This is a genomic window from Pseudomonas abieticivorans, assembly GCF_023509015.1.
In the GTDB taxonomy this organism is placed as follows: Bacteria; Pseudomonadota; Gammaproteobacteria; order Pseudomonadales; family Pseudomonadaceae; genus Aquipseudomonas; species Aquipseudomonas abieticivorans.
In genome coordinates, this window is the sequence record NZ_CP094975.1 from 6,095,210 (window position 1) to 6,108,442 (window position 13,233).

Below are 13,233 nucleotides of genomic sequence, written 5' to 3' on the forward strand. Positions count from 1 at the left end.
TCTGAAATGGCAGAAGGAAATTTCCTGCATTGCAGGGTCAGCCAAGCTGACATCCCTGGCGCCTTCATCAGAGTAGCCGTCCCGGCCGAGGTCGCCAATGCGTGTTTCCAGCCGCCCGTGGCTCGCCCTACCCCTCAACCCATCCCAAGCGAGGCACAGACTTCGCACACCCCCTGTGCACACAGTGCTAACACAAGGATTTTCCAATGAGTACCTACAAAATGGTTTGCCCCCATTGCCAAAGCCGCATGCGCATCCGCACCAGTGAGGGCACCCATGTGTTCCTGCGCCTGGCGTACCTGCAATGCACCAACGAAATTTGCGGCTGGTCGGTGCGCGCCCAGTTTGAAATGACCCACGAGCTGTCTCCCTCAGGTGTTGCCAACCCGGAAATCAAGCTCCCCAGCGCCAGCATTGCCTTGCGGCGTGCGGCTCGTGCCAAGGCAAATGGCGAGGCTGGCATCACCTCCTGATCAACCCCGGCTTGTGTCCGGAACGGACGCAGAGGCACAAGCACGCCGGCGCATTGGCGCTTGCCCGTCGACTGCAGGAACGTTACCTCAGGTCTGGCTGGACGCCATGCTGGGGTTCAACAGGCTGAGCGTCGACAACTCCATCAGGCTGAAATAGCCTTCGCTCCAACCCGCCGTGTCGATGTGCCAGACGTTGCCCAACCGCTTGGGCCGACGCAAGGGCGTATGGCCGACAATCACCGCGCGCACATCGCGCACGCCGCTCAGGTCGTTGCGTTTGAGGCGCGCGCGGGACCATTGGCAGCCTTCGTCGGTAAAGCGCTCTTCAGGGAGATGATTTTGCAGGTAGTCGCGCAGCCGCCGCCAACTGGGGAAGGGGCAATCGGCGTGCACCAGGCCAATCAGGCCGGCCGGGGTTTCCACTTCCAGGGCAATGGGCAACTGGGCAAAACAGGTGGCATACAGGCGCTGTTTTTCCCGGCTGCTGTCCAAAAACCAACCGCCGCCGCTGGCGCGGTACATGCCGTGGTCCAGTGGCACGTTCTCTACCACCTGGATCGCCAGGGCTTCATGGTTGCCCTGCACGGCAAAAAACCAGGGCTGGTTGAGCCACTCCAGGCACTGCTCGCTCTGGGGCCCGCGGTCCACCAAATCACCGACACTGAACAGGCGGTCGACCGCCGGGTTAAACCCCTGTTGGTCCAGCGTGGCTTGCAGCCGGCTGAAATGCCCATGAATGTCGCCCACGGCAAAGTCGCGGCCATGCCGGTTGAGCGAAAAATGTGCGAATTTGCTCATGCTGTGCTGCTCCTTGCTCGATCCCTCCCTGGCATCATGCACCTGCGCAAGCACAAAGCCCAGCCATCACGGCCCTTTCAGGGTCGCCACGGCTGGGCTGTGTGCTTGCGCAGGGGGTTAGCTACAAGCTGCAAGCTAGAGCGGATCGCGTACTACTTCAAGCGTGAAGCTCGCGCCTGCAGGCTTACAGCTTGGCAATCGACACCTCGGTGGACTTGACGAAGGCAATCACCTCGCTGCCCACGCGCAATTCAAGTTCGTGGATGGAGCGGGTGGTAATCACCGAGGTCACCACGCCAGAGGCGGTTTGCACGTCGATTTCCGACACCACCGGGCCTTCGATGATTTCCTTGATCACGCCCTTGAACTGGTTGCGTACGTTGATCGCTTTGATAGTCATGGCTTCATTCCTTCATCTGGCTGCAGGGCGGTGAGTGAACCGCGATGGAGCCACTGTGCTTGAAGCTCGTTAAAATCAGAAGGAATTGATTGTGCTTTTGTTATTCCATAAAAACATATACTGGAAGGCCCTGCCCCGCTCAGGCCGATAGGCTACAGTTGCTGCAGTCTCTCTTGCCCAAGGACGTACCATGCGATTGATTTGCGCCGCCCTCGCTGTATTGGCCGTGTCTGGCTGCTCTTCCTACCGTGCCGCTGCCGACAAGGTCGCACCGGTGCCTGCCGACCGCCTGCTGGGGTACCAGGCCCCGCTCGACAATGCAGGCCAGATCGTGGTCAACCGCGACCTGGGCATGCTGGGCGGTGGCTGCTACGTGGCCGTGCTGATCGACCGTCAGGTGGTGGCACGGATCGGCACCGGCGAGGTCGTGCGCTTTACGGTACCGACAGGCCGGCGCGTGGTGGGCATCGGTGTCGACAGCCAAGACACCACCCTGTGCAGCCAGGGCCGCCTCAACCAATTCATGACCGTGCAGTTGGACCCGGGCCAAACCCAGTCCTTTCGCATTGTCAGCGAGTCCAAGAATGGCTTTATCCTGGAGCAGGATCCGCGCTGACCCGGCTACAGGTTCACGCACACCTGGCCTGCAAACAACAGCCGCGCCGTGCGTACCAGGCCGCAACCGGTGAGGCGCCCATTGTCGGTGTGCACCTGCACGGTGAACTCGCCACTGGGGTGCTCGACGGCCAGGCGCTTGACGGCACCCTGCGGCACTTGAGCCAGCCCATCGGTCACCGCGCCCTCCAGCAGGCAGGCGGTGGCGACACTGACGGCGCCAAATACCCCGATAGAGGCGTGGCAACGGTGCGGGATGAAGCTGCGGCTACTGATCGCGCCACCCGCCACCGGCGCGGCCACCAGGCACATTTTCGGCACACTGCGCTCGCTGACATCGCCCAGGTTCATCAAGGGGCCGACCTGTAGCCGAATCGATTCCAGGCGCGCCTTGAGCTCTGCATCATCATTGAGTTGCGCGGCGCTTTCATGGCCGCTGCGCTGTACATCGGCGGCGCGGATCAGTACCACCGGCATGCCATTGTCGATGCACGTGACCTCGATGCCGTCGATCACATCGCGCAGGTTGCCGGTGGGCAACAGTGCCCCGCAACTGGAGCCGGCGATGTCGTCGAACTCGATGACCACCGCTGCCGCACTGCCCGGCACGCCGTCGATCACCGTGTCACCCTCGTAATTCACCGCGCCGCCTGGCGTATGCACCAGGGCGGTGGCGGTCTGCCCGGTGTTGACCATAAAGATGCGCACCCGGGTCTGCGCGCCCTGGGCCTGGACCAGCCCGCGCTCCAGGGCGAAGGGCCCGACCCCGGCCAGGATGTTGCCGCAGTTTTGCCCGTAGTCCACCCGTGGCTGGTCGACTACCACTTGCGCGAACAGGTAGTCCACATCGATGCCTGGGCGCTGCGAGGGGCTGATGATCGCGACCTTGCTGGTCAACGAGTCGGCGCCGCCGATGCCGTCGACCTGCCGCGCATCGGGCGAGCCCATGGCCGCCAGCAAAACGCGGTCGCGCAGCTCCTGGGCTTGGGGCAAGTCGGCGGCCAGGAAGTAGGCACCCTTGGAGGTGCCACCGCGCATCATCAAGCAGGGAATACGCTGTTGGGCCACGGCTCAGTCCTCCAATTGTTCCAGGTGGTCGACATAGCGCAAGCCTTTTTCGGCCAGGCGCGGGCGCATGGCATAGATGTCCAGGCCCAGTTCGCCATTGGCCAGGCGCAGGCGCTTGGCCTCCTCAAGGTCGGCACGCTTGCGGGCGGCTTCGACAACCGTTTGCAGTTCCTGGCGACGTACCACCACCACGCCGTCGTCATCGGCCAGTACCACGTCACCGGGGTTGACCAACTGGCCGGCACAAATGACCGGGATGTTTACCGAGCCCAGGGTTTCCTTGATGGTGCCTTGGGCGTAGACCGCCTTGGACCAGACCTTGAAGCCCATTTCGCGCAACGTGCGGGTGTCGCGCACCCCCGCATCCAGCACCAACCCGCGCACGCCACGGGCCTGCAAGGAGGTGGCGAGCAGGTCGCCGAAATAGCCATCGCTGCACGGCGAGCTGGGCGCCACCACCAGAATGTCCCCCGGCTGGCATTGCTCCACCGCCACATGGAACATCCAATTGTCGCCCGGCGCCACCAGCACCGTCACGGCTGAACCGCTGATGGCGCAGTCTTGCTGAATGGGCCGCAGGTGCGGTGCCAGCAAGCCTTTGCGGCCTTGGGATTCGTGCACGGTGGCCACGCCGTACTGGGTCAGTTCGTCGATCAAGGCGCTGTCGGCCCGCTGGATGTGGCGTACCACGACGCCGGTTTTCCCGACCAGGCTCATCCCAGGTTCTCCGTCACGCGAGGGAACAGGCTCTGATAGCCCTCCCCGTAGATGATGTCTTTCTTGGCAGTGATGCCGATGTTGCGCTTGGCCTGCACGCCGCGCTGCAGGGCGACGCGGGTGTAGTACTCCCACAGGTGCTCTTGGCCGGCCATGCACTGGATGGCCGCGTACTTGCGGTCCCATACCGAGGTAATGTCCAGCAGCACGTCGGGCTTCCACTCGCACTGCTCGGGCTGGTGCGGCTCGAAGCTGTACACCGGCGGCGCACCGACGATCTTTTCGCCGGGCTTGTAGCCTTCGGCCTGGGCGATGATCCGCGCTTCCTGGGCCAGATGGGTGGCCAGGGGGTGGTCGTAATTGTAGGGGTCTTTGAGCGAGTGGCTGAGCACGAACTCCGGCTGCACCCGACGGTATACATCGGCCAGGCGGAATAGGGTGTCGGTGTCGGCGCGCATCGGGTAGTCGCCGATGTCGAAGAACTCCACGGTGGCACCCAGGATGTCGGCCGCCGCCTGGGCTTCCTGGCGGCGCGCCGCCTTGACCTTGTCTTCGCTCATTTCGCCCTTGCGCCACAGCTTGGCCGACTCGCCCCGCTCGCCGAACGACAGGCAAACAATGTGCACGCCGTAGCCTTGCGCCGCATGCAGGGCAATGGCACCACCGGCACGCCAGACGAAATCGGCGGAATGGGCACTGACGACCAGTGCAGTCTTGGATGGGTTGGCAGGCATGTTCAACTCCGCAAGGTGGGTAGGCCTTCATGCTGGCATGCAGGCTTTGCGGCGAATAATGCGTTCAGTTAGGCTAGCCATACTTTTTGTTTATGAGGGAGCCTGGCCATGTCCGATTTGCCCAACCTGCTGCAGGTGCGCGCGTTCGTGCGGGTGGCTGACCAGGGCAGTGTCTCGCGGGCCTCGGGCACGCTGTTTCGCGCCCAATCGGTGGTGACCCGGGCCATACGCGACCTGGAGGTGCGGCTGGACGTGCCGCTGTTCGAGCGTCACGCCAGCGGCATGCTGCTGACCGATTACGGCAAGCGCGTGCTGACCCGGGCGCGGCGCATCCTGGCAGAGCTTGCGCAGGTGCCCAACCTGCTGGGCAATGTCGCCGCCCATGCGGCAGAGCCGGTCTACCTGTTCAATGCCAGGCGCCTGGAACTGTTCATCAGCCTGTGCCAAACCCGGCACATGCAAACCGTCGCCAGCCTGTTCGGCCTGACCCAGCCGGCGGTGAGCGCGGCCCTCAAAGTGCTGGAAAGCGGCAGCGGCTGCCTGTTGTTCGAGCGCTCCTCGCGTGGCCTGCAGCCTACCCGGGCCGCCGGCGAGATTCTCGCACCGATCCGCCGGGCCCTGAACGAGCTGCGCCACATCGACGCCGACATCGCGGCCCTGCGTGGCACCTTGCAAGGCGTCGTCACCGTCGGCGCCCTGCCCCTGGGGCGCAGCAGTATCCTGCCACGTGCGATCATCGCGCTCACCACCGAGCACCCCGGCGTGCGCGTGGCCACCAACGAAAGCCCGTTCGACCTGTTGGCCTCGGACCTGCGCGCCGGCGACGTGGATTTCGTGTTGGGGGCCCTGCGCCCGGCCGACTTTGCCAGCGACCTGCACGGCGAAGCGTTGCTGACCGAGCCTATGGTGTTGCTGGCCCGCCGGGACCACCCGCTGCAAGGCCGTGCCTTGCAAGTGGCAGACCTGGCCGACGCCCGCTGGGTGCTGTCACGTGCAGGCTCGCCGGCGCGGGCGCTGTTGCAGCGCCAGTTCGATGATTGGGGGGTGGCGGCGCCGATTCCGGTGGTGGAGTCGGCTGACCTGGCGATCATTCGCGGGCTGTTGTTGGGCTCGGACATGATCGCAGCTGTATCGGCGCACCAGCTGTCTCATGAACTGGACAGCGGGCAGTTGCAGCAACTGGCGTTGGCGTTGCCAATCACCACTAGACCCATCGGTCTTATTTATCGCAGTGCCGGCTTGCATTCGCCCGCCGCGCAAGCGTTGCTGGAGGCGATCCGGGGGGTGGTGTCAGCTTCAGCGTAAAAGCTTTAGCCTCAACGCTTGCCCGACACCGAATACAATACCTGCTGATTGCGGGTCTTCTGAAAGTCCTCAAGGCTCAAGCCCTTCATTGCCGAATAGATGTGCAGGTTTGACACCCCCACTACCGCGCCCAGCTTCTCCAGCAAGAAGAAAATCACCCCATACTGCAACAACCCCAGCCAATCCAGGCGTCGCAGCAATTCGCATTCCACTTCGCTCAACTGCGCCTCGGCAAACAGCCCCTCGGGGTCGGAGAGCAAGCGCGCCCGCCACTCAGGCTTGATCATCTGGTGCAAGAAGCGGTTCAGGCGATAGGCATCGTGGCAACGCTCAAGGGTAAAGGGATAGGTACCCGGCAGGCTTTCCACTCCCCTCAACTGCTCGGCCATGTGCTCGCGATGGCGTGCGTGCACATCCACCGGCACTTCGCGGGCCTGGTTTTCCAGCACCAGGGTGGCAATGCCGGTCATCGAGGGCAGGTAGTAGCTCTGGTGGCGCTTGACCACGTTGGCCGACAAGGCGCCACGCATGATCAGCCAGGTAATGACTTCCGAACCTTCCATGCCGCCCAGTTCCGCGTACTCGGCCACGGTCAGTTCGGTCAGGCGTTCAGGGTCATTGACCAGCAGGTCGAGAAACTGCGCATCCCAATCCGGGTTGTTAAAGCCACAGCGCTCGCCGTGTACCTGGTGCGACACCCCGCCCGTGGCGACCACGGCCACCTTCAGGTCCTCGGGGAAGCTCTCGATGGCCCGGCGCAATGCCTGGCCCAGCTTGTAGCAGCGCTTGGCGCTGGGAATGGGAAACTGCAACACGCCCACTTGCAGCGGCACCACCTGCACCGGCCACTCGGTGTCAAATGGCAGCAACGCCGACAAAGGCGAGAACAACCCGTGGTCCAATGGCTTGTCACGAAAAAACGCCATGTCGAACTCATCGCTCATCAGGCTCTGGCCAATGTGCCGCGACAGCGCCGCATGGCCGCCGATGGCCGGCAGGTCGCGACGCCCACCGCCTTCGTCAGCCACGTCATAGCGATCGTCCACGCCCAGGGCAAACGCGGAGTAATGGTCGAAGAAAAACGACGTCACGTGGTCGTTGAACACGTAAAAAAGCACGTCCGGTTTGTGCTCGTCGAGCCAGGCCTTGATCGGCTCGAAGCTTTCGAAGATCGGCGCCCAGGCCGCCTCGCTCTGCTTGTTGTGGTCTACGGCAAAGCCGATGGTGGGCGTATGGGATACCGCGAGTCCGCCGATGATGCGTGCCATGCAAGGCAACCTCTGACAATCGTGATGATACCCGAGGCTAAATCAAGGCGGCGTCGCTGTCGTCTGTGTAATGGTTAAGCAGGCATCTATTTTGTTTATCGGCCCACACCCTTGGGTGGGTCAAACGCCGTGACCGGCGGCAATTGGCCCAACCATCGCTCGATCTCGACGCTGGCGGTTTGCGCCGAGCAACCCTGAGACAGGCGCGAGGCCGGCACGTCATCGGTCAACACATTGGGGTTGCCGTGTTTTTCCAGGCTGCCCGGTACCCCGTGGTCGAGCGGGTCGAACCAGGCCCCGGTGGCAATCTGCACCACACCCGGGCGGATGCCGTCGCTAAGGATGACGCCTGCCAGGAAAGCCCCGCGGTCATTGAACACGCGCACCACCTCGCCCGCCTGGATGCCACGCGCCAGGGCGTCATCGGGGTGCAGGGTGAGCGGCTCGCGCGCGTGTATCTTCGAGCCGCGGCTGTAGCTGCCGTGGTCGTATTGGCTGTGCAGGCGGGTTTTCGGTTGGTTGGACAGCAGGCGCAGCGGGTAGGCATCGCTGGGGTTGCCCAACCACACGGGGTGGCCCGGGCAGTCGGGGTAAGCGAAACTTTCGATGCGCTGGCTGAAAATCTCGATGCGCCCCGAGGGCGTCGGCAAGGGGTAAGCCTGCGGGTCGCGGCAAAAATCCTCCAGCAAAATCATGTCGTGCGCCGGGTAAGCGACCTCAAGGTGGCCCAGGGCCCAGAACTGCTCGAACCCTGGCAACTCGATGCCATGCTCCCCGGCCCGTTCGTGGGATTGATCGTAAATGTGCTGCAACCACTGCGTGCTATCGCGCCCCTCGGTAAACGCCTCGGCAAACCCGAGCCGCTGGGCCAGGTCTGCGAAAATCCCATAGTCATCCCGCGCCTGCCCCACCGGTTCGATGGCCCGCTTCATCGCGACCATGAAACGATCGGAAGCCGCGCTGCCGATGTCGTCGCGCTCCAGCGCCGTGGTGGCGGGCAAGACGATGTCGGCGTATTTAGCCTGAGCGGTCCAATATTGCTCATGGACGATGATCGTCTCGGGGCGCTGCCAGGCGCTGATAAACCGATTGAGGTCCTGGTGGTGATGGAAGGCATTGCCGCCCGCCCAGTACACCAGTTTGATGTCCGGGTAATGGCGTTGCTGGCCGTTGTAGTCGAAAGCCGCGCCGGGGTTGAGCAGCATGTCGCTGATGCGCGCTACCGGGATGAAATCGCGCACCGGGTTGCTGCCTTGGGAAAACCGTGGCCCGGAAAACGCCTTGCGCCCACTGCCGGTGTTGTTCATGCAGCCATAGCCCAAGCCAAAGCCACCACCGGGCAAGCCGATCTGGCCCAACAACGTGGCCAGGGTTACGCTCATCCAGAAGGGTTGCTCGCCATGCACCGCGCGTTGCAACGAGTAGGCAACGTTGATCAGGGTGCGCTGGCTGGCCATCTTGCGCGCCAGGAGGGTGATCGCCTGGGCATCGATCCCGGTCAACGGCGCTGCCCAGCCCGGGGTCTTGGCGATGCCATCGCTGCGCCCCGACAGGTACTCGGCAAAACGATCGAAGCCTGTGCTGTAGCGGTCGATGAATGCTCGGTCGTGCAGGCCTTCGCTGACCAGCACGTGGGCCAGGGCCAGCATCAGGGCGGTGTCGCTGCCCGGCTTGATGGGCAACCACTGATTACGCTCGGGGCCTTGCAGGTCGTCGCGCAGGGGGCTGATATTGATGAATTCGACGCCGGCCGCCGACATGTCCTGCAGCGCCGTGCCGAGCAGGTGGTCGCTGGCGCCACCGGGGCTGGTTTGGGCGTTCTTGGCCGGCAGGCCGCCGAAGGCGACGAACAACTCGCAATGCTCGGCCAGGTTGCGCCAGGAGGTGTGTTGGGCCAGCAGCCAGTCCATGTTGCCGACGATGTGCGGCATCAGCACCCGCCCCGCCCCCAGGCTGTAGCTGTCGACACTGGCCACGTAGCCGCCATGACCGTTGAGAAAACGGTGCAGCTGGCTTTGCGCATGGTGGAAGCGCCCAGCGCTGCCCCAGCCGTAGCTGCCGCCAAAGATCGCACTGTTGCCGTGTTTTGCCTTGACCTGTTTCAGTTGCTCGGCCACCAGCGCCAAGGCCACCTCCCAACTGACTTCGACAAACGGCTCCTGGCCCCTCAGCTCCGGGCTTGAGCCCGGCGCCTCGAGAAAGCTGCGGCGCACCGCCGGGCGCTTGATGCGGGTGTCGGAGGTAATGGCGCCCACCAGCGAATCGCCGATGGGCGACGGGTCCTTGTCCCACAGCGCCGGCAGCATGGCGCGCAATTGGCCATCGACCACCTGCGGGCGGTACACGCCCCAATGCAGCGAGGTCAGGGCCTCGGGTGCCTTCAATTCAGTCATCGCCCAACCCCAGGGTTTGCAGTATGTGCGTGCGCAGCTTGACCAGGTAAGGATCGTCACGCCGCCGCGGGTAGTCGCGTTGGTTAGCGGTTTTTTTTAAAACCTTAACACCCAATCAATGACGACATGAATTAATTTTAGATATAACTAATATGCAAATTAATATTCACGGAGCGCAGCCATGCCTTGCGTGACTTACAGCTCGCCACATACCTTTTCCAATGCCCTGTCGCCGGCCCAGGCGGCCGTGGCCAGCGCGTGCCTAGGCATCATTACGTCCAAGGACGGCGATGCGTTACGCGCACGATTAATGGCCAACATCCTCCATTGGCGCCAACGCCTCGACCAAGGGGGCCTACAGACTTACGGCGCGCCCTTGCCCATCGTTTGCGTGCCGATGGGCAGCGAACGCCTGGCGCGACACTGCCCCACGATCAGCCCTTTCTTGTTAAGTATTTAACACTAATAAAACTAAAGCTGCATATACACCTTAGACATAAAACAATATGAAAATATGCTTTCGATAAGTCATGCCTTGAACGCACCAGCGAACTTCCAAACCCACTCGTCGGAACTGTTATTTTTGACAGTTACCGTGTTACTAGAGCGTGCGCATCCTAGAGGCGAAATACTTGTATTTCTTCCAAAATAATGACAGGAGAACGACGATGGCCACAGGAAGCGTTAAACATATTTTCGATAAAAAAGGGTTTGGTTTCATAACTCCAGATGAGGGTGATGAAGATCTTTACTTTCATATAAAATCAGTCGAGACGGGCGACTCCGGTATACAGTCATTGTCCGATGGTGATCGGGTATCCTACGAGGATGGAGCAGTCGACGCGAACGGCAGGAAGATTGCGACCCACGTTGTTGTTCTTGCGCGTTGAATTCATCAGTTTTATAGCAGCGCTCTATCAAAAGGGGCTGCTACGCAGGCTCATTGCAGTCTCGCGCAGCGGCTCTGCTTCCAACCGTCGATCCCTTCGGGCCTGATCGTAGCCTGAGGCGGTCAGCGCGTCATTGCCTTCACACTACCCCCAGCCCGCCCAAACAGGCAGAGAGCCTCAAGAAATTGGCAAGCACACACAAGCATCAGGCCGGTGCAATCGCGCAGAGTAGTAAAAACAACAACCGCCACCGACCCTCTTCAGGAATGCGCACCATGTTCAACACCGCATCGTTCAAACACACAAACCCCCTGGCCCGGCTTGCGTTGGCGATTTCACTGGGCCTGTTCGGCGCCGCCGGCTGGGCACCGCCCGCCAGCGCCCACGGCGGCGCGGCTGAGATGGTGCCGCTGCAAAGCACCCTGGAAGCGTTCGGTGCCACGGTGAAGTGGGACGATTACGCCGACGTGTTCGTGATCGTCAAGGACGGCGCCTACGTCAAAGTCAAGCCAAACACAAAGGTCGCGCTGCTCAACGGCAAGCGCCTGGAGCTGACGGTCCCGGTGGTGTTCAAAGGCAAGCAGGCTTACATGTCCAAGGACTTCATCAACACCGTATTCCAGTCGGGGCTGGACAAGACTTTCGTCATCGAAACCCGCCCGCACCCGCTCAACCCCTTGACCGCCGATGAGATCAAGGCCGCCGTGGACGTAGTCAAAGGTTCCAAGGCATACCAGCCGGATTTCCGTTTCACCGAGATTTCCTTGCGCGAGCCGCCAAAAGCCCAGGTGTGGAATTTCGTCTACACCGGCAAGGCCGTGGACGAGCCGCGCGAAGCCAACATCGTGGTGCTGGAAGGCAAGCACATCATCGAAGGCGTGGTCGACCTCAAGAGCAAATCGCTCAAATCCTGGAAGCCCATCGAAGGCGCCCATGGCATGGTGCTGCTGGATGACTTCGCCACCGTGCAATCGGTGATCGAAGCCAGCCCCGAATACGCCCAGGCCCTGGCCAAACGCGGCATCAACAACGTCAAGGACGTGGTGGCAACCCCACTGACCGTGGGCTATTTCGACGGCAAGGACGGCCTTGAGCAAGACAAACGCCTGCTCAAGGTGGTGAGCTACCTGAACACCGACGACGGCAATTACTGGGCCCACCCCATCGAAAACCTGGTGGCCGTGGTGGACCTGGAACAGAAAAAGGTGCTGAAAATCGAAGACCAGGGCGTGATCCCGGTACCGATGAAGCCCACCCCCTATGATGGCCGCGGCCGCAAGGGCGTCAGCGTCAAGCCCCTGGAAATCATTGAGCCCGAAGGCAAGAACTACACCATCACCGGCAACAGCATCCACTGGCAGAACTGGGACTTCCACGTGCGCATGGACTCGCGTGTCGGCCCGATCTTGTCCACCGTCACCTATGACGACAAGGGCAAGAAACGCAAGATCATGTACGAAGGCAACCTGGGCGGCATGATCGTGCCCTACGGCGACCCGGACGCCGGCTGGTACTTCAAGGCCTACCTGGACTCCGGCGAATACGGCATGGGCACCCTCACCTCATCCCTTGCGCCAGGCAAGGATGCACCCGAAAACGCCGTGCTGCTGGACGCCACCATCGCCGACTACACCGGCGCGCCCACCAAGATCCCGCGGGCCATGGCGGTGTTCGAGCGTTACGCGGGGCCGGAATACAAGCACCAGGAAATGGGCAAGCCGAACATCAGCGTGCAGCGCCGCGAGCTGGTGGTGCGCTGGATCAGCACCGTGGGCAACTACGACTACATCTTTGACTGGGTGTTCCAACAGAACGGCACCATCGGCATCGACGCCGGCGCCACTGGCATCGAGGCGGTCAAGGGCGTGAAGTCCAGCACCATGCACGACGCCACCGCCAAGGAAGACACGAAATACGGCACCCTGCTGGACCACAACATCGTCGGCACCACGCACCAGCACATCTACAACTTCCGCCTGGACATGGACGTGGACGGCGAGAACAACTCGCTGGTCGAAGTGAACCCGGTGATCGGCAAGAACGACCGTGGCGGCCCGCGCACCAGCACCATGCAGACCGAGGAGCAAGTGGTGAGCACCGAGCAACAGGCCGCGCAGAAATTCGACCCGGCCACCGTGCGCCTGATCAGCAACACCAGCAAGGAAAACAAGGTGGGCAACAAAGTCTCCTACCAGATGATCCCTTACGCCGGCGGTACCCACCCAGTGGCCAAGGGCGCCAACTTTGGCAAGGATGAATGGCTGTACCACCGCCTCAGCTTCATGGACAAGCAACTCTGGGTGACGAAGTACAACCCCGATGAACGCTACCCGGAAGGCAAGTACCCTAACCGCTCCGACAAGGACACCGGCCTTGGGCAGTTCACCGCCGATAACCAGTCCATCGAGAACACCGATGACGTGGTGTGGTTGACCACCGGCACCACCCACATCGCTCGCGCCGAAGAATGGCCGATCATGCCGACCGAGTGGGTGCACGTGCTGCTCAAACCGTGGAATTTCTTTGACGAGACGCCAACCCTGGATTTGAATGCGCCGCAGTGAGGCACTGA

General features: G+C 62.2%; 13 protein-coding genes. 6 read left to right on the plus strand and 7 right to left on the minus strand.

Annotated elements, in window-relative coordinates; translation table 11 throughout:
- The first annotated feature begins 206 nt into the window (after positions 1-206).
- Positions 207-473: an Ogr/Delta-like zinc finger protein gene (locus L9B60_RS27655; protein WP_249674168.1), complete on the plus strand. Its 267-nt coding sequence runs from the start codon at positions 207-209 to the stop codon at positions 471-473.
- Between the two features lie 87 nt (positions 474-560).
- On the opposite strand, the gene L9B60_RS27660 is transcribed toward L9B60_RS27655, so the two are convergent.
- Both L9B60_RS27660 and L9B60_RS27665 read right to left on the minus strand, forming a co-directional pair.
- Entirely contained in the window at positions 561-1,271 is a 711-nt protein-coding gene (locus L9B60_RS27660) for a metallophosphoesterase (protein ID WP_249674169.1), read from the minus strand.
- Positions 1,272-1,455: 184 nt separating this feature from the next.
- Positions 1,456-1,671, minus strand: a complete 216-nt coding sequence (locus L9B60_RS27665) for a TOBE domain-containing protein (protein ID WP_249674171.1) — start codon at positions 1,669-1,671, stop codon at positions 1,456-1,458.
- Between the two features lie 190 nt (positions 1,672-1,861).
- On the opposite strand from L9B60_RS27665, the gene L9B60_RS27670 reads away from it, so the two are divergent.
- On the plus strand, positions 1,862-2,287 hold the full coding sequence (locus L9B60_RS27670) for a 3-isopropylmalate dehydratase (protein WP_249674172.1): 426 nt from the start codon (positions 1,862-1,864) through the stop codon (positions 2,285-2,287).
- Positions 2,288-2,292: 5 nt separating this feature from the next.
- Here L9B60_RS27670 and L9B60_RS27675 read toward each other — a convergent pair whose 3' ends face one another.
- Genes L9B60_RS27675 through galB form a run of 3 tightly spaced genes read right to left on the minus strand, consistent with a single transcriptional unit; the run spans position 2,293 to position 4,805 of the window.
- Complete coding sequence (locus L9B60_RS27675; RefSeq protein ID WP_249674175.1) at positions 2,293-3,354, minus strand: 4-oxalomesaconate tautomerase; 1,062 nt, start codon at positions 3,352-3,354, stop codon at positions 2,293-2,295.
- A 3-nt stretch (positions 3,355-3,357) separates the two neighbouring features.
- On the minus strand, positions 3,358-4,071 hold the full coding sequence (locus L9B60_RS27680) for a 4-carboxy-4-hydroxy-2-oxoadipate aldolase/oxaloacetate decarboxylase (protein ID WP_249674177.1): 714 nt from the start codon (positions 4,069-4,071) through the stop codon (positions 3,358-3,360).
- Positions 4,068-4,805 carry a 4-oxalmesaconate hydratase gene (gene galB / locus L9B60_RS27685; protein ID WP_249674178.1) on the minus strand — a complete coding sequence of 246 codons (738 nt, stop codon included), beginning with the start codon at positions 4,803-4,805 and terminating at the stop codon, positions 4,068-4,070. The genes L9B60_RS27680 and galB overlap by 4 nt, the downstream gene beginning before the upstream one ends.
- Before the next feature lie 108 nt (positions 4,806-4,913).
- On the opposite strand from galB, the gene L9B60_RS27690 reads away from it, so the two are divergent.
- Positions 4,914-6,110, plus strand: coding sequence for a LysR family transcriptional regulator (locus L9B60_RS27690; RefSeq protein ID WP_438866025.1), 1,197 nt, complete (start codon positions 4,914-4,916; stop codon positions 6,108-6,110).
- Positions 6,111-6,121: 11 nt separating this feature from the next.
- Here the strand turns inward: L9B60_RS27690 and L9B60_RS27695 are convergent, their stop codons facing one another.
- Both L9B60_RS27695 and L9B60_RS27700 read right to left on the minus strand, forming a co-directional pair.
- A complete protein-coding gene (locus L9B60_RS27695) occupies positions 6,122-7,378 on the minus strand; it encodes a gallate dioxygenase (RefSeq protein ID WP_249674180.1) in 1,257 nt (418 codons plus the stop codon).
- 95 nt (positions 7,379-7,473) lie between these two features.
- On the minus strand, positions 7,474-9,771 hold the full coding sequence (locus L9B60_RS27700; protein ID WP_249674181.1) for a molybdopterin guanine dinucleotide-containing S/N-oxide reductase: 2,298 nt from the start codon (positions 9,769-9,771) through the stop codon (positions 7,474-7,476).
- Between the two features lie 181 nt (positions 9,772-9,952).
- Between L9B60_RS27700 and L9B60_RS27705 the strand changes: the two genes are divergently transcribed.
- From L9B60_RS27705 to tynA, 3 genes are all read left to right on the plus strand, one after another.
- On the plus strand, positions 9,953-10,231 hold the full coding sequence (locus L9B60_RS27705) for a hypothetical protein (RefSeq protein ID WP_249674183.1): 279 nt from the start codon (positions 9,953-9,955) through the stop codon (positions 10,229-10,231).
- A 208-nt stretch (positions 10,232-10,439) separates the two neighbouring features.
- Positions 10,440-10,661, plus strand: a complete 222-nt coding sequence (locus L9B60_RS27710) for a cold-shock protein (protein ID WP_249674184.1) — start codon at positions 10,440-10,442, stop codon at positions 10,659-10,661.
- A gap of 275 nt (positions 10,662-10,936) precedes the next feature.
- Entirely contained in the window at positions 10,937-13,225 is a 2,289-nt protein-coding gene (gene tynA, locus L9B60_RS27715) for a primary-amine oxidase (RefSeq protein WP_249674185.1), read from the plus strand.
- The last annotated feature ends 8 nt before the right edge of the window (positions 13,226-13,233 follow it).